Annotated in this window: 24 protein-coding genes and 1 tRNA gene; 16 read left to right on the plus strand and 9 right to left on the minus strand. The window is 66.4% G+C overall.

Annotated elements, in window-relative coordinates; all coding sequences use genetic code 11:
* Position 1 precedes the first annotated feature (1 nt).
* Genes ABLE92_RS13365 through ABLE92_RS13375 form a run of 3 tightly spaced genes read right to left on the minus strand, consistent with a single transcriptional unit; the run spans position 2 to position 3,160 of the window.
* On the minus strand, positions 2-1,072 hold the full coding sequence (locus ABLE92_RS13365; RefSeq protein ID WP_348805267.1) for a sensor histidine kinase: 1,071 nt from the start codon (positions 1,070-1,072) through the stop codon (positions 2-4).
* Positions 1,069-1,776: a response regulator transcription factor gene (locus ABLE92_RS13370; protein WP_348805268.1), complete on the minus strand. Its 708-nt coding sequence runs from the start codon at positions 1,774-1,776 to the stop codon at positions 1,069-1,071. The genes ABLE92_RS13365 and ABLE92_RS13370 overlap by 4 nt, the downstream gene beginning before the upstream one ends.
* Positions 1,777-1,789: 13 nt before the next feature.
* A complete protein-coding gene (locus tag ABLE92_RS13375) occupies positions 1,790-3,160 on the minus strand; it encodes a hypothetical protein (RefSeq protein ID WP_348805269.1) in 1,371 nt (456 codons plus the stop codon).
* A gap of 144 nt (positions 3,161-3,304) precedes the next feature.
* Between ABLE92_RS13375 and ABLE92_RS13380 the strand changes: the two genes are divergently transcribed.
* From ABLE92_RS13380 to ABLE92_RS13405, 6 genes are read left to right on the plus strand one after another with little or no spacing between them, the layout of a single operon-like run.
* Entirely contained in the window at positions 3,305-3,961 is a 657-nt protein-coding gene (locus ABLE92_RS13380) for a glycosyltransferase family 2 protein (protein WP_348805270.1), read from the plus strand.
* Positions 3,958-4,659 carry a TIGR04282 family arsenosugar biosynthesis glycosyltransferase gene (locus ABLE92_RS13385; RefSeq protein WP_348805271.1) on the plus strand — a complete coding sequence of 234 codons (702 nt, stop codon included), beginning with the start codon at positions 3,958-3,960 and terminating at the stop codon, positions 4,657-4,659. The genes ABLE92_RS13380 and ABLE92_RS13385 overlap by 4 nt, the downstream gene beginning before the upstream one ends.
* Positions 4,593-5,333 carry a methyltransferase domain-containing protein gene (locus tag ABLE92_RS13390; protein WP_348805272.1) on the plus strand — a complete coding sequence of 247 codons (741 nt, stop codon included), beginning with the start codon at positions 4,593-4,595 and terminating at the stop codon, positions 5,331-5,333. Before ABLE92_RS13385 ends, ABLE92_RS13390 begins: the two co-directional genes overlap by 67 nt.
* Complete coding sequence (locus ABLE92_RS13395; protein ID WP_348805273.1) at positions 5,330-6,502, plus strand: molybdopterin-dependent oxidoreductase; 1,173 nt, start codon at positions 5,330-5,332, stop codon at positions 6,500-6,502. Before ABLE92_RS13390 ends, ABLE92_RS13395 begins: the two co-directional genes overlap by 4 nt.
* Positions 6,499-7,881 (plus strand): S-methyl-5'-thioadenosine phosphorylase, encoded by a 1,383-nt coding sequence (locus tag ABLE92_RS13400; protein ID WP_348805274.1) that lies wholly within the window; start codon positions 6,499-6,501, stop codon positions 7,879-7,881. The genes ABLE92_RS13395 and ABLE92_RS13400 overlap by 4 nt, the downstream gene beginning before the upstream one ends.
* A complete protein-coding gene (locus ABLE92_RS13405) occupies positions 7,878-8,936 on the plus strand; it encodes an NAD-dependent epimerase/dehydratase family protein (RefSeq protein WP_348805275.1) in 1,059 nt (352 codons plus the stop codon). The genes ABLE92_RS13400 and ABLE92_RS13405 overlap by 4 nt, the downstream gene beginning before the upstream one ends.
* A gap of 53 nt (positions 8,937-8,989) precedes the next feature.
* On the opposite strand, the gene ABLE92_RS13410 is transcribed toward ABLE92_RS13405, so the two are convergent.
* Together ABLE92_RS13410 and ABLE92_RS13415 are read right to left on the minus strand one after the other, a co-directional pair.
* Positions 8,990-10,252: an MFS transporter gene (locus tag ABLE92_RS13410; protein WP_348805276.1), complete on the minus strand. Its 1,263-nt coding sequence runs from the start codon at positions 10,250-10,252 to the stop codon at positions 8,990-8,992.
* Complete coding sequence (locus ABLE92_RS13415; protein WP_348805277.1) at positions 10,249-10,911, minus strand: GntR family transcriptional regulator; 663 nt, start codon at positions 10,909-10,911, stop codon at positions 10,249-10,251. The genes ABLE92_RS13410 and ABLE92_RS13415 overlap by 4 nt, the downstream gene beginning before the upstream one ends.
* A gap of 280 nt (positions 10,912-11,191) precedes the next feature.
* On the opposite strand from ABLE92_RS13415, the gene ABLE92_RS13420 reads away from it, so the two are divergent.
* Positions 11,192-12,409 (plus strand): NAD(P)-dependent malic enzyme, encoded by a 1,218-nt coding sequence (locus tag ABLE92_RS13420; RefSeq protein ID WP_348805278.1) that lies wholly within the window; start codon positions 11,192-11,194, stop codon positions 12,407-12,409.
* A gap of 349 nt (positions 12,410-12,758) precedes the next feature.
* On the opposite strand, the gene ABLE92_RS13425 is transcribed toward ABLE92_RS13420, so the two are convergent.
* Positions 12,759-13,442 carry a 4a-hydroxytetrahydrobiopterin dehydratase gene (locus ABLE92_RS13425; RefSeq protein ID WP_348805279.1) on the minus strand — a complete coding sequence of 228 codons (684 nt, stop codon included), beginning with the start codon at positions 13,440-13,442 and terminating at the stop codon, positions 12,759-12,761.
* A gap of 62 nt (positions 13,443-13,504) precedes the next feature.
* Between ABLE92_RS13425 and ABLE92_RS13430 the strand changes: the two genes are divergently transcribed.
* The 8 genes from ABLE92_RS13430 to ABLE92_RS13465 all read left to right on the plus strand — a co-directional run bounded on the left by ABLE92_RS13430 (position 13,505) and on the right by ABLE92_RS13465 (position 17,511).
* Positions 13,505-14,089: a hypothetical protein gene (locus tag ABLE92_RS13430; protein ID WP_348805280.1), complete on the plus strand. Its 585-nt coding sequence runs from the start codon at positions 13,505-13,507 to the stop codon at positions 14,087-14,089.
* Between the two features lie 7 nt (positions 14,090-14,096).
* The gene (locus tag ABLE92_RS13435; RefSeq protein ID WP_348805281.1) at positions 14,097-14,567 is read left to right on the plus strand and encodes a helix-turn-helix domain-containing protein; all 471 of its coding nucleotides are present in this window, start codon (positions 14,097-14,099) and stop codon (positions 14,565-14,567) included.
* 58 nt (positions 14,568-14,625) lie between these two features.
* Positions 14,626-15,057 carry a VOC family protein gene (locus tag ABLE92_RS13440; protein WP_348805282.1) on the plus strand — a complete coding sequence of 144 codons (432 nt, stop codon included), beginning with the start codon at positions 14,626-14,628 and terminating at the stop codon, positions 15,055-15,057.
* Between the two features lie 77 nt (positions 15,058-15,134).
* On the plus strand, positions 15,135-15,974 hold the full coding sequence (locus ABLE92_RS13445) for an esterase/lipase family protein (protein ID WP_348805283.1): 840 nt from the start codon (positions 15,135-15,137) through the stop codon (positions 15,972-15,974).
* A gap of 66 nt (positions 15,975-16,040) precedes the next feature.
* Positions 16,041-16,116 (plus strand) — tRNA-Thr (locus ABLE92_RS13450).
* 119 nt (positions 16,117-16,235) lie between these two features.
* On the plus strand, positions 16,236-16,835 hold the full coding sequence (locus ABLE92_RS13455; RefSeq protein ID WP_348805284.1) for a hypothetical protein: 600 nt from the start codon (positions 16,236-16,238) through the stop codon (positions 16,833-16,835).
* A 15-nt stretch (positions 16,836-16,850) separates the two neighbouring features.
* Positions 16,851-17,039, plus strand: a complete 189-nt coding sequence (locus ABLE92_RS13460) for a hypothetical protein (protein WP_348805285.1) — start codon at positions 16,851-16,853, stop codon at positions 17,037-17,039.
* 130 nt (positions 17,040-17,169) lie between these two features.
* Positions 17,170-17,511: a hypothetical protein gene (locus ABLE92_RS13465; RefSeq protein WP_348805286.1), complete on the plus strand. Its 342-nt coding sequence runs from the start codon at positions 17,170-17,172 to the stop codon at positions 17,509-17,511.
* 76 nt (positions 17,512-17,587) lie between these two features.
* On the opposite strand, the gene ABLE92_RS13470 is transcribed toward ABLE92_RS13465, so the two are convergent.
* Positions 17,588-18,394, minus strand: coding sequence for a TspO-related membrane protein (locus ABLE92_RS13470; protein ID WP_348805287.1), 807 nt, complete (start codon positions 18,392-18,394; stop codon positions 17,588-17,590).
* Positions 18,395-18,493: 99 nt separating this feature from the next.
* On the opposite strand from ABLE92_RS13470, the gene ABLE92_RS13475 reads away from it, so the two are divergent.
* Complete coding sequence (locus tag ABLE92_RS13475) at positions 18,494-19,408, plus strand: DMT family transporter (protein ID WP_348805288.1); 915 nt, start codon at positions 18,494-18,496, stop codon at positions 19,406-19,408.
* A 262-nt stretch (positions 19,409-19,670) separates the two neighbouring features.
* Here the strand turns inward: ABLE92_RS13475 and ABLE92_RS13480 are convergent, their stop codons facing one another.
* Together ABLE92_RS13480 and ABLE92_RS13485 are read right to left on the minus strand one after the other, a co-directional pair.
* Positions 19,671-19,877: a hypothetical protein gene (locus ABLE92_RS13480; protein WP_348805289.1), complete on the minus strand. Its 207-nt coding sequence runs from the start codon at positions 19,875-19,877 to the stop codon at positions 19,671-19,673.
* Positions 19,878-19,999: 122 nt separating this feature from the next.
* On the minus strand, positions 20,000-21,583 hold the full coding sequence (locus ABLE92_RS13485) for a hypothetical protein (RefSeq protein WP_348805290.1): 1,584 nt from the start codon (positions 21,581-21,583) through the stop codon (positions 20,000-20,002).
* Between the last annotated feature and the right edge of the window lie 507 nt (positions 21,584-22,090).

The following is a 22,090-nucleotide window of genomic DNA, read 5'->3' on the forward strand; positions in this document are numbered from 1 at the left end:
CTCAGCCATCGTCGGAGGCCACGGCCAGCGGAATTCGCACTTCAAAGCGGGCCCCCGACGCGGTGTTCGACGCGGTGATCGACCCGTTCTGCGCATCGACGAGCCCACGCGCGATCGCCAGGCCCATTCCCGAGCCCGTGGGAACGGTCGCAGAGTGCCCCGGCGAGCGCGCCGCGCTGCCACCGCGATAGGCCATTTCGAAGATGCGGGGCAGATCGTCCTCGTCGATACCCGAACCCGAATCGTCGACGCGGCACCATCCGACGGCATGCTGCGCCTGCCCATCCGGCGCATCGGCAGCAGCCACCCCGGTGGCGATGCGGATACACCCACCCGGTGGGGTGTGCGCGAGCGCGTTGGTGACCAGGTTCGTCACCACGCGCGACATCGCCGGTGCGCTCCCGGTTACCCCCACTGCGTCATCCGGCGCCAGCACGTCCAGGGTGATCTGACCTCGTTCCGCGACCGAGCGCACCGACCCGACCACTTCGTCGATCACCTCTCGCAGGTCGATCTCCTCCATGTCCAGTTGAAGCGCATCGGCATTGATCGTCGACATCTCGAAGAGATCATCGACCATCGCCGACAACCGGTCGACGTCTCGTCCGATCTGCGTCGCGAATGCGACGGTGTCGTCGGCGCCGGTGACCACACCGTCGGTGAGGGACTCGGCGAGGATCTTGATGTCGGTGATCGGGGTGCGCAGGTCGTGACTGATCCACGCGATCAGGTCCCGGCGTGACTGATCGGCTGCTCTCTCCTGCTCCCGCATCTGTCGCTCCCATACCGTCCGGCGGGCTTGCAGCCTCCCCAACAACAGAACCGCGGGCACGGTCACCACCGCAACGGCCGCGAGAACCGTTGCGGTGCGGCGCAGATCGCCGGTGACCATCAACCCGCTCGTCGCGAAAACCCCGACGAAGGTGGCCACCAACGGGATCAGCGCCATCACGACAAGGCTCACGAGCAACGACATACGCCGTTGCCACCACAGCAGCGAAGAACCGGCGATCACCAGCGGCGCCGTCCAGACCAAGGCCACCACGAGAATCCGGAAGGTATCTGTGATCACGGGCTCGACTCGCGTGTCGATGCACTCGTCCACCGGTAGCCCCGACCCCACACGGTGTCGATATGCGCGGCCGGTCCCAGTTTCGTGCGAATCCGCTTGACGTGCACTGTCACCGTCGACTGATCGCCGAAAGTCCAACCCCACACCTTGTCCAACAACACTTCTCGGCTGAACACCTCGTCCGGGTGCGCCATCAGAAAGGCGATCAGATCGAACTCGCGTTTGGTCGTCGGCAGCGCCCGACCACCGACGGTGACCACCTGCGCGCGGGTATCGACGACCACATCGCCGTCGACCAACTCCGTGGCATCGTCGGCACCGACGCCGTCGGAGATCGCGCGGGTGGTGCGCCGGAGAACGGACTGCACACGCAGAATCAGTTCACGCGGGCTGAACGGCTTGGTGACGTAGTCATCGGCGCCCGACTCGAGGCCCAGGACGCGGTCGTCGGGAGAGCCGAGTGCGGTGAGCAGGATCAGTGGCAGGTCCGGGTGGGTACCGGATCGCGCCCGACGGCACACCTCGATCCCGTCGAGGTGCGGCATCATCACATCGAGCACGGCAAGGTCGACGGTTCCGCCCTCGATCTCGTCGATGGCGGCAGCTCCATCGCTCACCGCGACCACGTCCATTCCGGCGTGCCGCAGGTAGCGGCCGACCACATCGAGCACCACCCCGTCGTCGTCGGCGACGAGAATCCGCATCACGTACCGCCTTTCACCAGTAGGTGAGCACCAGATGGTTGACCAGCAGCGCCACGACCAGCTGCGCGCCGAGCCACCACCGCGCCGACCGTACGGGAAGCACTGCGGTCAGCGTCATCATCCACACCGTGAAGGGTAGCCAGATTCGTTCGGTCTCGGCCTTGCTGAGCGCGCTGACATCGGCGATCAGCAGCGCCATCAGCCCTGCCACGCCGAGCCACAACTCCGGCCGACGCAGCAGTGAGCGGTCGGCGGCGCGGCCCAGCGCGGCCACCGTCGCCGGTCCGACGGCGATCGCGGTGGCGGCCAGATTCGCCCACCCCCAATACGCGAAGGGACGTTGCGAGGCAATTCCCTGGTAGTACCGTTGCACCACCAGGTGGTAGCCATCCAGCCACCAGAACCCGCCGGCCCAGAACGCACCGACGACGATCAGGGCACCGATCACGGCCCACAGCAGAGGTTTCCACGCTCGCGCCGCCGCCGGCACCGCGATCGCCGGCACCGCGGCCAGGATCAGGCCGTAGTTGAGGAACAATCCGAAACCCAACACGAGTCCGGATGCCAGTCCCGCCGCCACCGCCCGGCCGCCCACGGTGGTCGCCGCGATCGCCAGCAACGCAATGCCCCACGCCGTCACACCCATGTAGTACCCGTCGGCGGATACGCCGACCCAGATCAGTCCGGGAAAGAACGCGAGGAACGGCGCACATCGGCGCGCGGTGTCCACCGCGCCGAGACGAACGAGTGTGATGATGACCGCGGCAAGCCCGGAGGTACCCACCACGATGCAGAAGAGTCCGGCCCATGCCCCGCCACCCAAGCCCAGACGGTCCAGGACGACGAACGTGAGCAGCGAACCCGGCGGGTGCCCGGACACATGCGTGGTCCACGAGTCGGGTTGAAAGTCGAGTATTCGTCCGGAGAATCCCGAGAGCATGGCACCTATGTCATGGATACCGGGAACCTCTGCCAGATACTCGTCGGGACGGGTCAGCCGACCGGCGATACCGCGCTGCCATCCGTCGATCATCGCGAGACTCAGAGTCCACAACGCACCGAACAACCACGTCCACAGCGCCAGCGGCAGTGCCGGTTGGCGATGGAGAAACCGCGGGATCACCGTCACGGCCAGCAGCGCCAGAACCAATGAGGTGACAGTGCCCGGACCGACATGCGGTTCCCACCGGCCGAACAGTGGTGCCGCCAGCGCAAATATCCTGCTGCGCAACCGATCACCCAGAATGAAGGGCGCGGCGACAGCAACGGCGACGAGGAGCAGCCCCACCGCGACAGCGATCGCCGCCCGACGCGCCGGCCACCGCGAATCCTTACCGGCCGCAGCATCAGATCCCCGGATCCGTTGATCTACAGAGCTGTTCACTGTTGCGACCGTAATACCGCGGAGGCACACCACCACCGATGGGATGCGGATGTCATTGTTTCGTAAGACACCGGAACCGAGGGTCACACTTTGGTAAGCGGCCGTGACCTGGTGAACGAGGAATGTCGTTCATACGCTTGACCCGTGCTGTCATCAGAGGTCACCGTCATCATTCCGTGCCACAACGAAGAGGCGTCACTCCCCTATGTGTTACAGGGCATTCCCGACCGATTTCAGGCACTGGTCGTGGACAACGGCTCCACCGATCAGACGGCGCTCATCGGGCGGGCACTCGGGGCTCACGTGATCCACGAGCCTCGCCTGGGCTACGGGTCGGCGGTCCACGCCGGGATCGTCGCCGCGCAGACACCGATCGTGTGCACCATCGACGGCGACGGCTCACTCGACCCGGAGGATCTGACACTGCTGCTCGCCGCCCTCGACGACGGCGCCGATCTGGCGGTCGGTAGGCGCAGGCCGACCGAGCGCGGTGTACTACCGTGGCACGCGCAAGCCGGGACCACCCTCGCCGCGTGGCGGTTGCGTCACCGCTTCGGCATCTGTGTCCGCGATATCGGACCGATGCGAGCATCTCGCCGAGATACGTTGCTGAGCTTGCTAATCGGAGATCGTCGTTCGGGATACCCGGTCGAGTTGCTCCGCCGGGCCGCGGACCGGGGACTGTACGTGTCCGAGGTCGACGTCACCTACCGGCCCAGATTCGGCGGTCGGTCTAAGGTCTCGGGTTCGGTGACCGGCTCATTGCGTGCCGGCCGTGACTTCCTGGCGGCGCTGTCGTGAACACTGACACCCGGCCGGAATCGGCCATTCTGATAGTGGCCAAGGCACCGGTTCCCGGCCTGGCCAAGACCCGGTTGGCCCCGGTGTTCGGCGATGACGGGGCAGCCGAATTGGCCGCGGCCGCTTTGCTGGACACGCTGCACGCAGCTCGCGGCGTGACCGGCACGCGGGTGCTTGTCGCGTGGCATGGGGAGATCGGTGCGGCCAGACGGCACACCGAGATCGCCACCGAACTCCGCGGGTGCGAGGTATTCACCCAATCCGGCACGAGCTTTGCCGATCGGCTGGTGCACGCTCACCATACGGCGGCCACCATGGGCGTCCGCCGGGTTCTCCAGATCGGCATGGACACACCGCAACTCGACTCCGATACGCTCTCCGAGGCGATGTGCATGGTCAACTCGACACCCGAGAAGACCTGCCTGCTGGGTCCGGCCGCCGACGGCGGCTGGTGGGGCCTGGGATTGCCCGACCTGTCGAGCGCACGCTGCCTGCGCGGGGTGCCGATGTCGCGGCCCGACACCGCCGAACGTACCATCGAGGCACTGTGCGGAGTTGGCTGCAGGGTTGAACTCCTTGCCTGTGCGCACGACGTGGATCTCCCTTCCGATGTCCATGTGGTTGCTCAAACATGCTCACCGACAAGCCACTTCGCGAGGTCGGCGGCTGCCACACGCACTCCGGCGAGGTGCCGGTGACCGCCCCCGGCGACACCGCTGATCGCACCGCAGACCTCGGCGATCACATCGGATTCGAGCACACCTGGACCAGCGTGGCATGTGTCCTGAGGGGTCATGACGGAAGCCGGAGCCAACTGCCCATGTCACGGTGGCGGGGAACATCCCGGGACTCCGAGGACCTGGCGTTCGACCACGAGGTGGTGTCCCGTTGTACGGGACCCACCATCGACCTGGGATGCGGACCGGGACGCCTGGTACAGGCATTGGTCACCACCGGAACAGCGGCACTCGGAGTCGACGCCGCACACGCGGCTGTCGCGGTCGCACGCGAACGGGGGGTACCGGTACTGCAGCGCAACATCTTTGACCGCTTACCCGGCGAGGGGCGCTGGGCGAACGCCCTGTTGATCGACGGCAACATCGGTATCGGAGGCGACCCGGCCCGACTCCTGGGACGGGTCGCGACCCTGCTTCGACCCGAGGGTATCGCACTCATCGAGGTCGATCCCGACGTGCCGCACCGCAGAACCGACTTCGTCCGCACCGAGAGCGCCGAGCACACCGGGCCCTGGTTTCGGTGGACCAGGGTCGGTCCCGACGGACTGTCAGATCTGTTACCGCAGTACGGAATGCGAGCAGGTGAGATGATAGCGGTCGGCGAGCGCCGAATCCTCGAGGTGATGACGCGGTGAGTGAGGCGCCGGAGGTCACCGCCGGCCGGGTGCCGATCACCGCCGAGGAACCTCCTGTCACCACCGTCCGGGTTGGTCTCGCACTGGGTATCGCCTTCACCATCTGCTTCGTCACCGGGGTGATCAGTCACCTCATTCAGCACCCGCCGACCTGGTTCTCGTGGCCGGCGCATCCGGTGTGGTTGTACCGGGTCACACAGGGGCTTCACGTCCTGTCCGGAATCACCGCGATCCCGCTGCTGCTCGTCAAACTCGCGATCGTGTACCGAAAGTTGTTCGAACGCCCCCTGATAGGTTCGCCCGTCCGGATGGCCGAACGACTGAGCATCGCTGTGCTCGTCGCCTCCGGAGTGTTCGAGTTGGTGACCGGGCTGATGAACACCGCCCATTGGTATCCGTGGAAGTTCTTCTTTCCTGCCGCCCATCACGCGGTTGCCTACGTCGCAATCGGGGCCGTCGCCATCCACATCGCCGTCAAACTGCCGGTGATCCGGGCGGCTCTCGGTGAGCACACCGAGATCGCCGACGGGACACCAGATTCGGAGAAGACCGACACCGCGCCCGCCGACAAGGACCCGGGCCCCACCCGGCGGACGGTCCTGACGGCCACGGTCATCGGTGTCGGAGTTGCGTTTGTCGCCTTTGCCGGGGCGACCATCACGCCCTTGCGGCGGCTGGCATTTCTGTCACCGCGATCCGGTGACGGTCCCCAGGGTGTGCCGATCAATCGCACGGCCGAAACCGCCGGGGTCAGTACCAAGGCGGTCGCACCCGACTACCGGCTCACCATCGCGGCCGGAGCGGTGTCGCGTTCGCTGGCCCTGTCCCAACTCAAGGCGCTACCCCAACGGCGGGTGCGCCTGCCGATCGCCTGCGTGGAGGGGTGGAGTGCATCCGCCGAATGGTCGGGAATCCGACTGAGCGAGTTGCTCACCAGCGTGGGCGCCGTCCCGGGAACGGGTGCACGGATGGTCTCACTGGAACGCGGGTCCTATGCCGTCACCGACATCCCGGCCACACATGCCTGGGACGACCTGACGCTCATCGCCCTCACCATCAATGGCGACCAACTGTCACTCGATCACGGATACCCGGCACGACTGATCGCCCCGAATCTGCCCGGCGTCATGCAGACCAAATGGCTGGAGCGGATCGAGGTACTGTCGTGACCGCTCCGAGCGCGCGGGGCCACCGCGGGGTGTCGGTGACGCTGATCGTGCGGTCGCTGCTGATATCGGCCGGCATCGCGAGCATCGCCTATGGCATCTCACTGGCTCTGCGCTTCGTTCACCCGGCCGACTGGCGGTCGCTGGTCACCTGGCTCGCCGGCGGGGTGATCGTCCACGACGGTGTCATTGCTCCGTTGTGGTTGGCGGTCTGGTGGGCCATTCGGCGGTCGCGGCGAACCATCACAGCAGCCGTCCCGATCGCGACCGGCGTGGCATTCACCGCAATCCTGCTGCTCCTGTCCGTTCCGGTCCTGGCCCCGCGACCATCTGGGCAGTATCCCGCCGACAATCCCACCCTGCTCGACCGGCCATATGCGCTCAACCTGTCGATCGCCATCGGCATCGTCTGGATCATCCTGGCGTTGTGGATCTTTCGTCGAACCTCGCGTTCCCGGCTCACACCCGAACAGCGGTACCCGCATCAACCTCACCAACCCGATCAAGGAGAACAGATGAGCACCACACCGCCGGCCGTCGGAATCCTCGGCGGAACCGGATTCTACGACTTCCTCGCCGACGACCCCGATGCCCTTGCCCATGACATCGATACTCCCTTCGGCAGGCCGTCGGCACCCCCTGTGGTGGGCACCGTCGCCGGGCGGCGCGTGGTGTTCATTCCCCGCCACGGACGGCACCACGAATGGCTGCCGCACGAGGTGCCCTACCGCGCCAATCTCTGGGCACTGCGCTCTCTCGGTGTACGCGTGATCATCTCTGCGACAGCGGTCGGGTCACTGACGCCGCACTACGGACCCGGCACGTTGGTGGTGCCCGACCAGCTCATCGACCGCACCAGTTCCCGGCCCGCCACTTTTGTCGATCACGCGGCAGGGCTGAAATTCCATCCGCCCATCCATATCTCGTTCGCAGACCCGTACTGCCCACGAGTCCGTGAGTCGCTGATGAGCTCGGCCGAGGAAACCCACGACGGCGGGACCATGATCGTCATCGATGGTCCGCGGTTCTCGACTCGTGCCGAATCCCGGATGTATGCGACGTGGGGTGCCGATCTCATCAACATGACCGGACAGCCGGAGGCAACATTGGCCCGGGAGCTCGGACTATGTTATGCCGCTTTGTGTTTGGTCACAGATCTCGATGCCGGGGTTGCTCCCGGACAGGGTGTGGAGGCAGCGGAGGTCTTCGCCGAGTTCGCCCGCAACCTCCCGCGGTTGACCGATTCGGTACGCCATGCGGTGAGGGCGGTCGATCCCGCCGAGGAGTGCTCCTGCACACCCACCGACCACGACGTCGACGCCATGGTTGCAGCGATCACCCGGTCGCACGACGACTCGCCGGCTGTGCAGGTTGTCCGGTGAGCCGGGTTCTGGTGACCGGAGCCGCGGGCTTCATCGGCTCCCGGGTGGTCGCGGCACTGCACCGCCGTGGCCACGACGTCGTCGGAGTCGACGCCATGGTGCCCAGCGCGCATGCGCCGGGCACACAGCCACCACCCGGGGTCGCGGTGATCGACATCGCCGACGCGGATGCCCTGTCGCCACTGTTGGACGGCGTCGACGTCGTTTCGCACCAGGCAGCCCTGGTCGGTATGGGTCACGGATTCCTCGACGCCCCGGCATTCGCCCGGCACAATGATCTCGGCACCGCCGGCCTCCTCGCGACGATGGCCGAATCCGGGGTGGGGACACTGGTGTTGGCGTCGTCGATGGTGGTGTACGGCAACGGATCACACCTCACCAGCTCCGGTGAGGCGATGTCGGAGCCAGCGCCCCGGCGGACCGATGACCTGACGCGCGGCCAGTTCGAGCACGTCGGACCCGATGGTTGTCCGACCCAGTGGGCACCGACCTCCGAGGACGCGCCGTTGATTCCCCACAATCACTACGCGGCCAGCAAAGCGGCTCAGGAACACTACGTCCGGGCGTGGGCGTCCTGCGTCGGCGGATCTGCCATCGCACTGCGTTATCACAATGTGTACGGTCCGAATATGCCTCGCGACACCCCCTATGCCGGGGTCGCATCAATCTTTCGCTCCGCGCTCGCGGCCGGGCGTGCCCCGACAGTCTTCGAGGACGGTGGCCAGACCCGCGACTTCGTCCACGTCGACGACGTCGCCGAGGCGAACGCACTCGCCGTGGAGGCCGCCCTCGGCAACGCATCCGGCTCCTATCTGCCCCTCAACATCGCCTCGGGGCATCCGATCACCATCGGCGAGGTGGCACACACGCTCTCGGAGTGCGTGCCCGGGCCGCAGCCGAGTATCAACTGCGAGTTTCGAGTCGGAGATGTGCGGCATGTGGTCGCCGATCCGGCTCGCGCCGCGCAGATCCTCGGATTCCGGGCACGTATCGCCCCGTCAGAAGGGTTGCGCGCGTTCGCCACCGAACCGCTGCGAGTGGCAGCGACGACGTGATTGTGAGCCGCACGACGCCACGGCGAATCCAGACCGACCACACGCGAGCGGCATCAGCGACCTGCCCGACCGGTGGTGTTGCGATGCCCGATAATCACCACCGCCAGGCACAGAAGTGCCGCACCGATCCCGACGATGAACATGTCGGTGTAGGTGATGGTGTCGAAGGTCTCTGAAATCGCGGCGAGTACGGCCGGCACCGCGAACCCCAGATACGTGACCCCGTAGAACACCGCGGTCAATCCGGCGAGATCACTACGGCCGGAGGGATTCTGCGCGCCGTAGGCACCCGCGATGCGCTGCACCTCCAGCAGTCCGGCGATCATCGCCATGCCGTAGCCGCAGCCCAGCACCGTCGCAGCGACCAGCGATAGCCACACCGTCAGGACGTGAGCAGCCAAGGCCGCCAACACCATTCCGACCGCGAGGACCACCAGCGCACTGACCACGCCACGCACGCCGTCGGGGTCGTCGATGCGGCGACCCAACGATTGGATGCCGAAACCCGCGGCGAGGCCGAGCACACAGCACAACGCCGCGAAGGCGATCGGCGCTCCCGCGGTGCGCGCGGACATCAGCGCCGGAATGACCGCATAGGCCGACGCGCACGCCCCGAACACCCACGGCGCCACCGGGAGCACGACGAGCAGGAAGCGGCGATGTCCGGCCGACGGGATCTTCAGGTCGTCGAACAGTCGCCCCGGGTCCGTCTGCCGCGCAACCGTTTCCGGGACTCGCAGGATCAGCACGGCGGCGATCGCGGCGATCGTGATGTTGACGGCGTAGGCGAGGACATGCGGCCATGGCGCCCACTGGGCCAGCGCTCCGGCCACCCCGGCGCCGATGCCGAAGCCGGCGGTCAGGCTCATCGCGGCGCGCCGTGCCCCCGCGGCCGCCTTGTCGCCGCCCCGGATGCTCAGCTCGGTGATCCAGCTGCCGCCGACGGCCATCGACAATCCCAGTGCCACACCGCTGCACACGCGTCCGATCGACAGCAGCACGACCGAATGCGCACCGAGCGCCAGGAGCACCGACCCGAGTGCGGCGAAGATCGGCGCCGGCATCATCAGGGGCCGTCGGCCGAACCGGTCCGAGAGCGGGCCGCCGATCAGCAGGGCCGGCACGATGCCCAGCACGTAGAGGAACAGCAGGGCGTCGACCATGACGGCGGAGAACTCGCCGCTCTGCCGGTACATCACCAGCAGCGGGGTGAACTCGTTGCCGCCCCAGGCCGAGGCGAACACGGCCAGGGCGACCGCGGGCCACGCAGGGCGGCGGGTCGTCGTCGACGACGGGGATTCGGTGGTGAGGGTCATCGGTCACCTCCGGTCCGGGTGTGCGCGGCACCGACGTTGTGGACGGCGTCGAGGTGTCTGGCCAATGCGGCGTCGAAGCCGTCGGTGTCGCGCTGCGCGATGAGTTCGAGGAGTTCGGCGTGATCGGCGAGGATGCGCGCAGCGATGCGCGGATCACGGTGGACGCTGGCGGTCGTCATCCGGCGATGACGTTCGCCGAGTCCGGTGAAGAAGCCGGCGAGCAACTCGTTGTCGCCGGCGGCGACGATGAGTTGATGGAACTGTGCGTCGATCCGCGCGAAATCGGCGATGTCGTCGGCGGGCACGAGACGATGCCGGTCGAGATTGTCACGCAGATCCACGGCCAGCGCCGCCGCCGTCGCATCACCCACGGCCCGCACCGCGTGGCCCTCGAGCAATCGGCGGGCGTCGACGACGTCGCGCGCCTCACGCTCGGTCACCGGCAGCACCAGGGCACCGCGTTTGGGGTAGAGACGCATCCAGCCCTCGGCCTGCAGCCGCAGGAAGGCCTCCCGCACCGGAGTGCGGCTGACCTCGCAGCGGCCAGCGACCTCGCCCTCGGAGATCAGCTCACCGCCGGCGATCTCATTGGTCAGGATGAGCTCCTTGACCTCGCCGTACACCCGGTCGGCGGCCGACGGCGCGTTCGCATGCAACATAGACACAAGATGGATGCTAGCGGCGGACCGGGCGGAACGGCCACCCCGGTGTTGCCGGGAACACAACATCGGGACCACTGTGACCGCATCGTAGAGCGCGGGTGAGACACTTGCGAGCAATCCGCGTGGCGCCTGACCAGGCATGCGATGCGGATGCAACGTGCGACGGCTGACGGCATACCCCCCGCGCTGGCGCCGAGCACGACCACGCCGCGACGCGTCAACGCCGACACGTCGCGCAGAACAGGTGACGCTGAGCCCGTCGCCCGACCAGGAGGAAATGCCCGTGACGAGTACGGACGACAACACCACAACACGACCCGGCGAGCCCACCATCGCCGACGCCCCCATCACCGACGACGAGATCTTTCTGGCCCATGCCGGCGGCAAACTGACCGTGGAACTGCGCTCCCCCATCGAGACCAAGCGCGACCTGTCCATCGCCTACACGCCCGGAGTGGCCCAGGTGTCACGAGCCATCGACGCCGAGGCCGACCTGGTCAACCGCTACACCTGGACCGACCGCCTCGTCGCCGTCGTGAGCGACGGATCGGCCGTCCTCGGCCTCGGCGACATCGGCCCGCGCGCGTCACTGCCGGTGATGGAGGGCAAGTCGGCACTGTTCCGCACCTTCGCCGGCCTCAACTCGATCCCGCTCGTGCTCGACACCAAGGACCCCGACGAGATCGTCGAGACCCTCGTCCGGCTGCGCCCGAGCTTCGGCGCGGTCAACCTCGAGGACATCTCCGCGCCGCGCTGTTTCGAGATCGAACGCCGCGTGATCGAGGCCCTCGACTGCCCGGTCATGCACGACGATCAGCACGGCACGGCCATCGTCGTGCTCGCCGCGCTCAAGGGTGCCGCGCGGTTGCTGCATCACGGCCTGACCGATCTGCGTGTGGTGATCTCCGGTGCCGGTGCCGCAGGGGTCGCGTGCGCCAACATCCTGCTGGCCGCGGGCGTCGCCGACGTGGTGGTGCTCGACTCCAAGGGCATCGTCTCCGTCGGCCGCGACGGCCTCAACGAGTTCAAGGAAGACCTCGCCCAGCGGACCAATCCGCGCGGTCTGGTCGGCGGGGCGGCCGAGGCGTTGGCCGGCGCCGACGTGTTCATCGGCGTCTCGGCGGGGCAGATCGACGAGGCGTTCATCGCCTCGATGAACGACAACGCGATCGTCTTCGCCCTGTCCAACCCGGACCCGGAGATCCACCCGGAGGTCGCGGCCAAGCACGCCGCCGTCGTCGCCACCGGACGCAGCGACTTCCCGAATCAGATCAACAACGTCCTTGCCTTCCCCGGCGTGTTCAAGGGTGCCCTCGACGCCGGTGCGCGCCGCATCACCGAAAGCATGAAGATCGCTGCGGCAGAAGCGATCCTGTCGGTGGTCGCCGACGATCTCACCGTCGACAAGATCGTCCCGAGCCCGCTGGATCACCGGGTCGCACCGGCCGTGGCCGCCGCCGTGGCCGCGGCTGCGCATGCCGAAGGGATCTGCTGAGCGGGCACCTGCCACGATGACCACAAACGTCCCCGTGAGCCGCTCTCACCGCAATAATCCCGAGTCGGCCGCCCACGGGGACGTTTGCAGTCATTCGGTCTGGGCACCCTCCCGTTCCTGCCAGGTACACAGACAGATCTCGTTGCCCTCGGCATCGGCAAGCACCCAGAACGCCGGCGCATACTCGTCAGTGACCAACCGCCCCCCACCTCGGCCGCCCCTGTCACCCCGGCCGCACACGCCGGACGCGACCTGCCCAGCGGGCACCTGCCACGATGACCACAAACGTCCCCGTGAGCCGCTCTCACCGCAATAATCCCGAGTCGGCCGCCCACGGGGACGTTTGCAGTCATTCGGCCTGGACACCCTCCCGCTCCTGCCACGTACACAGACAGATCTCGTTCCCCTCGGCGTCGGCGAGCACCCAGAACGCCGGCGCATGCTCGTCAGTGACCAGTCGGCCGCCGGCGTCGAGGGCCGCGGCCATCCGTTCGGAGACCACGTCGTGCGGCAACCAGAGATCGACGTGCATCCGGCTGCGTTGTGGCCGTGGGGAATCCATCTGCTGAAACCACACCGGCGGGAGCAGGCCGTCGGGATCGGTGAGGTCGGCGAGGGTGTGCTCGGGATCGTCGCGGTAGCCGAGCACCGCACGCCAGAACGGACGGATCGCCTCGACGTCGAGGGCGTCGATCGCGAGGTCGAACCGGGCGGTCGGCGCGGCGAGTGGGGAGAGATCCATCTCGGCGGCGATGTCGGCGATGGCGCCGGCCAACGCGACGTCGGCCGCGGTGATCCGATGTGAACTGTGCGTGCTCAACGTGAGATGCACTGAGCCGTAATGCAGGTCGATGTCGGGGTGATGATTCGCCGCCTCGGCCGCGTCGATGATGCGGGCGACGAATCGACCACCGATCACCATGGTCGACGTGGCGTAGGCCGCCTTCAGCGCGTCGCCGATCACGCGCCACGGATCGGCGACGGCGGCGGTGACCTCGGCGGCGGTCAGGGGTGTGCGTGGGGTTTCGATCATGCCCCGACGATACGACCCGCAATCACCTGTGACGCGCGGATATCGCTACTACCCTGGGCGCCATGCTGATACCGGTACGGCTGACGGGACGCATCGTCGACGGCGAGGTGGATCTGGCCTTTCGACGGTGGACGTCGCCGCGTGTCGCAGCGGGTTCACGGTTCATCAGCAACGAGATCGTCGTCGAGGTGACCTCGGTCGAGGAGGTCGCCCTCGCCGACATCACCGATGACGACGCCCGCCGCGCCGGTTTCGATTCCGTCGCCGACGCCGGTAAGGCGTTGCGTCGCAACGATGCTCCCATCTTCCGGATCGGACTGAGATATGCCGGACCGGACCCCCGCATCGCACTGCGCAACGACGCCACACTCTCCGACGACGACCTCACCGACCTGCGACGACGACTCGATCGCCTCGACGCCCACTCCACGCACGGTCCGTGGACGCGAGAAGTGTTGTCCCTCATCGCCCGTCGCCCCGCGGTGGTCTCCACCGAGTTGGCCGCCGAGATCGGGCAACCGCGGCCGGAGTTCAAGCTCGACGTCCGCAAGCTCAAGAAGCTCGGGCTGACCCACAGCCTCGACGTCGGATACGAATTGTCGCCGCGGGGCGCGGAGTTCCTCCGCCGCGACGCGCAGGACTCATAATCGATCCATGCCCTCGCTTCCGCCTGCGCGTCACCTGCTCCGTGCGAAGGAACTGGTCGACGCCCGATTCGCCGAACCGCTCACCGTCGAGGACATGGCCGCGGCCGCCGGACTGTCGCGGGCACATTTCACCCGACAGTTCACCGCGACCTTCGGGGAGACGCCCCGCGCCTATCTGCAGACGCGGCGGATGGAGCGAGCCGCGGCGATGCTGCGCGGCACCGACCGCAGCGTCGCCGACATCTGCGTCGCGGTGGGTTTGACCAGCGTCGGGTCGTTCACGTCGAGCTTCCGGCGCGCCTTCGGCAGGTCGCCGACGGAGTACCGGGAATCGTTCCCGCCCGCAGCCACCTGGGCGCACGTCCCCGCGTGTGTGCTGCGGGTCTACGGCCGACCGGGTGCCACCTCACGGGTCCCGGAGAGCGACCGGGCCAAGACAGCACACGGGAAGAAGACCTCACCGCCGGCGTCGTCCTAGCGTGGACGACGTACCACCAACCGCACCAGCGGAATGACGACTACCTCAGGAGGACACCATGATTCGGATCGCCACCGCCCAGTTGTGGGTGCATGACCAGGACGCCGCGCTCGAGTTCTACACCACCAAGCTTGGCATGGAGGTCCGTCAGGACGTCACGATGCCGGAGATGGGCGGCTTCCGGTGGCTCACCGTCGGTCCGCCCGGACAGGACGACATGGCCATCGTCCTGATGGCCATCCCCGGCCCGCCGATGATCGACGCGACGACGGAGGGCGAGATCACGTCGTTGATGGCGAAAGGTTTCGCCGGCACGGTCTTTCTGACCACCGACGACTGCCGCGCCTCGTATGAGGAACTGTTGGCGCGCGGCGTCGAGTTCACCGAAGCACCCGAGGAACGGCCGTACGGCGTCGACGCCGGCTTCCGCGATCCGTCGGGCAACAGCCTGCGGCTCACTCAGATCTCGGAGCAGTTCGCGGCGCTGTGACGTGTGGCGCCCGCAGTGCATGAGCGGCGTCGTGTGAATCGGTCCCGAGTCCATGCCGCGGCGCGCACAATGACCACATGAGACGGTGGCGCTGGTCGACGGTTGTCGCGGTGTCGGCGGCCCTGATGATCGTCGGCATCGGTCATGCGTCCGCGGCGCCGTACCCGGTGACCACCGACGTGGTCGCCGCGCAGGTCGCCGGGTACACGCGGCCGGCAACCGTGTCTCCGGCCGGGTCGAACGTGCCTCGGTGCGTGGACCGATACGGCCGTGACCCGGTGATCCTGCTGCACGGCACCGCGTCCAATCAGGTGTCGGCGTGGTCGTTCCTCGCTCCGACGCTGGCCAACGCGGGTTTCTGCGTCTACAGCCTGACCTACGGGCAGACACCGTGGAGTGGCAACGTCGGGGCGTTGGCCGACAAGTCGCAGTCGACCGCGGAGGTCGCCGCGTTCATGGATCGGGTGCGGGCGCGGACTGGGGCTCAGAAGGTGGATCTCGCCGGACACTCACAGGGCGGCGCGATCGCGCAATTGGTCACGCAGCTGCCCGGTCGAGCCGAGCAGATCGACACCATCGTCGACGTCTCCGCACCCAACCGCGGCTACGCCGACGCACCGTGGGCCGGTCCGCGGACGCCACCGCCACCCGGCGAAGGTGACAACGGTCCCCTGCATCCGGGTATCCGATACGTCAACATCGCCACCACTCACGACGAGGTGGTGTATCCGCTGGCCAACGCGTTGATGGACCCGGCGCCGAATGTCACCAACGTCGTCGTGCAGTCGGTGTGTCCGGACTCCCGCGTCGGCCACCTCGGGATGATCTACTCGCCGACCGTCGGGGCGCTGATCCGCACCGCCCTCGACCCCTCACGTTCCGTCCCGGTGCTGTGCGGCGCCGACTTCCCCGGGTGAGCCGTAACCCGTTTTTGTTCGGCCCGCCCGACTCGCTACACTCGTGGGCGCTGCCTCGCGCAGCACGCCGCCCTAGCTCAGTCGGTAGAGCAATTCACTCGTAATGAATAGGTCAGGGGTTCGATTCCCCTGGGCGGCTCCACGAGAACATGCGTTGACAGCAGTCTTCGAGCGTGACCGCATCGCTGGTTCCGGCACGCAGATTCCCCAGCACGTACGCGACACCGTACTCGACGCCTTCCTGCGACCTAGAGTCATGGCATGCCACAGTCGCGTTCACCGGCCCATGAACGCTGGTGCTCCGAACGCTGCGCCGCACTCGACAGTTTGGAGCATGTACACGGGACAATGACGGGCAAGCGACGGGGACGACAATACGCCACGGACCAACTGAACCTGGCGTTGTTCGTCAGCCTCGCTGCGCAGTTCCAAGGCTATTGTCGAGACCTCCACGACGATGCTGCTGTGCAAATCGCCCTGAGTCTGATGCCGGGGAGCGAACGACAGATGCCCGTCGTTCTGAACGCACTTGTGCGGAGCCGAAAGCTCGACGTCGGGAACGCCTCTACCGGCGGAATCGGCAACGACTTCGCCATTCTCGGGATGACATTCTGGCCGGACGTAAAGGCTTCCTATCCCTCGAAGGGGCCCAAGTGGAACGCGACGCTGGAAAGCCTCAATACGGTGCGCAACGCGATCGCCCACGGCCGGGCCGACAAACTTGCAGAAGTCCGACGGGAACAACCAATGAACCTCGCGACATTCAATAAGTGGAGACGTTCACTCAACGGCGCTGCATCTGGCTTCGATAGGGTGGTGGGTGAATACTTGCAGAACCTCACGGGCACTGGTTGGGACTAGCAGGAGGTTGCAGACATGAGCAGGAGTCGCAAGAGCCCTGCGATCAAGCCGGGCGATCACATCCGAGTGGACTTCGGTGGACGGCTCGTTTACGGCGTAGTCACCAGTGTCCGCGGCGACCGGGTTCACGTCCAACTGGACATCGAGGGCACCGACGAGCCTGTGGCCGGACTGTACGAAGAGAAGCAACTTGTCCACATGTGACCCGACGACCGCAGCCCACCACCCGAACCCGCGATAGTCTCTCGGCGTGGAGGAATCTTCCGTCGGGGCCACGCCATCGTCTCCCGCTCAGCCCGTGCGCGTGCCATGGCCGAGACCGGCACGTCGAGTCATGCTCTGGTTCTGGGGTGTCTGGACGATCGCGTTCGTGATCACGTTGATCGTCATCACGCTGGTCGCCACCGAACTGTTCCTGCTCATCTTCGTGCCGTTCCCGGCGTTCCTGATCGCCGGCATCATCGTCCCGTGGCTCACCCCGTGGTCACTGCCGCACATCGCCTGGGCGATCATGGCGGGCACCGCGTTCGCGGTTTTCGTGACCGGTCTGATCTTCTACGGCATGGGGCTCTACGTCGGACCCATTCTGTTCCTCTATGCGGCGCTGATTCGAGGTCTCCTCGCGCTGGTCTTCGATACGCGTGCACGGCGATTACGGACGGCCCAATACGCTTGAGCAGGAGCAGAATTCAGACCACCAGTGCAGCGCACTGCTGCCCTTTGATTCTGTGTACTTCTCGGTTGCCGAGAACTCACCTGCCCGCATCGGAGGTTGCCCGCGGGCCTCGCCGCCGGTCGTCCGTGCCGTTCAAGTTCCGGCGCGCCACCGAGGCCGCGTACGCCGCGATGACGACCACCATGCCGATCACCCCGGCAACCACCACCACAGTCGACGATCCGATGGCGGTGACGACGATGGCCACGAAAGCCCACAGCAGGGTCAGCGGATACGCCGGCAATGCCGACCCGACCACGTAGGTGATGACCGCACCCACGAGCACCGCTGCGATCAGCAGGACCAACTGCCACCCGACCGACGTCGCGTCGGCGCCGGCGCGGGCGATGTCGGAGGCCCAGTTGACGAAGGTCGCGGCGGTCGCCCATGCCGCGTAGATGCCGATAGTGATGCGCACCAGCGTCGTCGTCGCGGACGTCTCACCGGAGTCCACGGGTCGACCGGCGATCAGCGCGGCGTCCACCAGGACCACCGCCAGGACGGTGAGGAGGATCGACGGGAGCCAGTTCAGCGACGCCGCCGAGACGACGAGCCACGTCGCGGCGGCGGCACACGCCACCGCGAGGTCGACGGCCAGGCGTTGCGGCGACGCGGTCCCCGACGTCCGGGTGCGGACGAAGACGATGCCGACCGCGATCGACAAGAGGTAGATGATCCCCCAGATCGCGAATGCGTAGCCCGCCGGACTGATGAACAGATCGACGCCGTCGTCGTTGGGTTCCCCACCGAAGACGAGCAGCGGCAGGAAGACGGCGACTGCCTGAGCAACCGCGAAGACCAGCACCGACCAGGCCGCGACCGGAGATATTCGTGAGGTAGCCATGACTCGACCATACGGACGTAGCGGACATGTGAACGGCCGCCCCGGGTAACCTCTAGCGATGTCGATGACCGCCGAACGACCCGACATTGTGGAGTATACGTGATCCTGCCGATGATCCTGGCACTGGTTGCCGCCATGCTCTTCGCGCTGGCCTCGGTACTCCAGGCGAAGGGCACCCAGGGATTGCCGGACGAGGGCGCGACCGGCGCAGGATTCCTGGTGACTCTCGCCCGCCGCAAGACCTGGCTGCTCGGGATCAGTGCCGACATCCTCGGATTCGTGGTGCAGGCGTGGGCGTTGGCGGTCGGCAGTCTCATGCTGGTTCAGCCATTGTTGGTGAGCACCTTGCTGTTTGCGCTGCCGCTGGCCGCGATCACCGCGCACCGCAGACTGCTCGCCCGCGAATGGTTCTGGGCGGCAATACTCTTCGCCTCACTGGTGGTGTTCATGGTGCTGGGGCAACCGATGCACGGCATCGAGGATCCCGCGTTCAGTGCGTGGATCATTCCGATCGTCATCATCGTCCCACTGGTCGCGGTGTGTGTCGGAGTCGGATCGCGACTGCCGCACGGCACCTGGCGGTCGTTGACGCTGGCGATCGCAGCCGGTGTGCTGCTGGGGGTTTCGGCGCCGCTGACCAAGACCACGATCGCCGAGTTCGGCCATGGCCTCCTGACCGGATTGGCGAGTTGGGAGTTCTGGGCGATGGCGGTGACGGCCACCCTCGGAACCCTGTGGCAGCAGTCGAGTTACCAGGCCGGCGACGTCCAGACGAGTCTGCCCGCGGTGACCGTGCTCAAACCCGTTGCCGCAATGGCGTTGGGCCTGACCATCTACCAGGAAAGCCTGCGGGTCGGGCACGCCGGAGACATCGTCGTGATCGTCGCGCTCGCCCTCATGTTGGCATCGACGATCATGCTGGGCCGACTGTCGGCACCCGACAACGCCTCTGCCGCAACCGATTCCGGAACCGTGACGTCGAACGGCACACTGGGCGCACCCCAGACCGACTGATCCGGGATGCGCCGAGGAAGTTTGGACAAGACCGGGGGATTTCTGTAATCCACCCCGGCCTCTGGTTCAACAAGCGAGTTACAGCATCGCGTGAACGTGGTGACGAGAGTATCAGGTCGCCGAGCGTGAACGCCAATCGGTTTCCCGGACCCGGCGGAACCGGGTTCCCGACAGTCGCCGATCAGCCGGTTGACACGCGCCGGAAAACGCTGTTACACAGCAGCTTTGACCGGTCAGGCTATACGTTGCCGCCGCGGAGATGTCACTCCCCGTTCCATCCGCGTCGGAACTCGCGCACCAGGATGTCCCACACGGTGTAGACCACGAAGGCGATCGCCGCGAAGACCAGCCCACTCACCACCGCATCCCAGAAACTCTGGTTGCCCCACGTCGCCGCCAGGATCGTCGTGATGACGAACAGGATCAGTGCGGCTTCGATGTTCTTGCGGATTCCCCCGAGCGTGCTCATTCGATGAGAGTAAGGCATGGACGGCGCTGTCGGCGGAATGTCCGCCAGGTGTACGACGCGACGATGCCCGGGGACAGCGACGGTCCCCGGGCATCGGCGCATGCTTTCGGTCTGCGACGACCTCAGGCTGCCGGCGTGACCGCGGGACTCGACGCCGGGTCGGCGGCCGTCTCGTCTGCCGGAGGCTCGTCGTCGGTCGCATCGTCGGAGCCGTCGTCAACGGTGACCGGTTCCTCGGATAGTGCATCTTCGGTTTCCGACTGCGGGGCCGGATTCGGCGGGTCGATCGCGTCATCGTCGTTGGCATCGTTCACGACGACCGGCGCAGGCGTGTCGACCTCGTCCGGGGCCTGATCCACGTCGGCCTCACCACCGATCCCGGTACCTGTCTCCACCCCGCCGGCCGCACCGCCGCCGGTGGAGCCGCCGTCGCCCGCACCACCGGCACCGGAATCATCGGCACTCGCATCAGGATCGATCGACGGATCGTCCTCCGCGGACACAGTCATCAAGGTCGGCTGGGCCTCGCGCAGCGACAACGTCGAGACTGTGGCGCTCGCCGGCGACGAGGAGCCGAGGCCCGACAGCCAGTTGCCGGTGTTGAAGGCGGGGATGGTGAAGAGGTCCAGCACGTTGAAGGATGAGACATCGAAGGTAGGTATCAGCTGGAGCGCCGAGGACGGTGTGCCGAAGGAGAAGGTGGGGAGGCTGAGGTAGTTGACGAAGTCCTCACCCAGCCCCAGCGGGTTGCCGTGTGCCTTGAACGTTCCGGGGAAAAGCACAAGCTGCGACCCCAGCCACCCGATTGTCACCGGACCCGTGTAGCCGTAGCTGCTTGTCAGTGCAATGCCTGAGCCCTCGCCATTCAAGGTCAGACGCGCGAAGTCCTGGGTGAGGTAGATCGGCTCACCGGTCAGTGCAGCGAGCAGGATCAGGCCGAGCTGTTCGGTGTCGGTGAGGACGCTGAGCGCCGACAACGGGTTCGTCAACGCGAGTTCCACGCGGCCATCCGGCTTGTCGTAGCGAAGATCAACCGTCGCAGCGATATTGGCGCATGATCCGGCGGTGGAGGAGTTCGCCACCGCGAGACCGCCGAAGCAGAAGATGACGTCTTCGGGGAGGAGGGATTCGATTCCCGTGATGATCGGGGGCCCTAGAACCGGCACACCGTTAATCGCATCGATCACGTCTTGAGGAAGGTAGTTTTCGAGGTCGTTGACGCCTGCGGTGGCGGCGGCCAGACCGAGAATTGCTAATGCGAACGTGGTGTTATCACCACCGAGCGCCGCACCAGCCGCCAAGCCCGGAAGCAACGCTATTGTCGTCGAGTTGCCAAGTCGCGAATCGTAGTACTCCAAAATGTCGTCGACTCCCACGCCTAGCGCTGTCAGCACAGCTTGAACCGACGATGGCAGACTATCGAACCCATCTTCGATGAAATCCCTAACCTCCCCAGCCGGATCCAACGACACGCCACCCAGCGCGCTCGTCGACTCGATCCCCAACTGCGCGATGATCTGGTTCAACAAGGCCGTCGTCTGGTCGTGAATGCTGGCCAACCCGCTCGTGACCTGAGGGTTCGCCGCCTGCGCCTGCCCATCGCCGAACGCCAGTCCGGCGGTCAGGGCAGCTGAGGCGGTCAGGGCGGCGGCGCCGACGGCAGCGCGGCGAGTGAAGGGTTTGCGAACGAGACTGTGTCGTCCCATGGGTGAGGCTCCTTGTGTCGTGTCCGGTGGAGAAGGAGCCCCCCGCTTCCCCGCAGTGCACCACGGAGATTAATCCAGACAAACGACGCAGATCTGTCTAATCGCGGATTTTCTCTCAGGTTCGTATGAGTGGACGATAGCGATCAAAGAGGTTGCGCACGTGCAGTGATGGGTTTGATCATCCATCTCGGTGACCGCTGGGTATTCAGGATTATCTCAGCAGATTCTCAGCGGCGTGTCGGCGGTCCAGGGGCGGTCAGGACGGCCGTTTCATGGTTCCAGCATCTCGTCACCGGGTCTCGGCCGACGGACGGGATCGCCGACCGGAGGCTCGGCGGGTGGCCGACGCTTCGGTGGGTGGGGCAGCGTTCAGTCCGGTAGGCCACCCCGTTGACGTCTGCGTCGGCGAAGATGCCCTGCCCGGCCAGGATGGCGCGATCTGTCCAACCATCGTCTCGACCAGGATGACGAAGTTGGCTGGAAGCTCGGTCAGCGAACCCGCAGAGT

Source organism: Gordonia oleivorans, assembly GCF_040044975.1.
GTDB classification, from domain to species: Bacteria; Actinomycetota; Actinomycetes; order Mycobacteriales; family Mycobacteriaceae; genus Gordonia; species Gordonia oleivorans.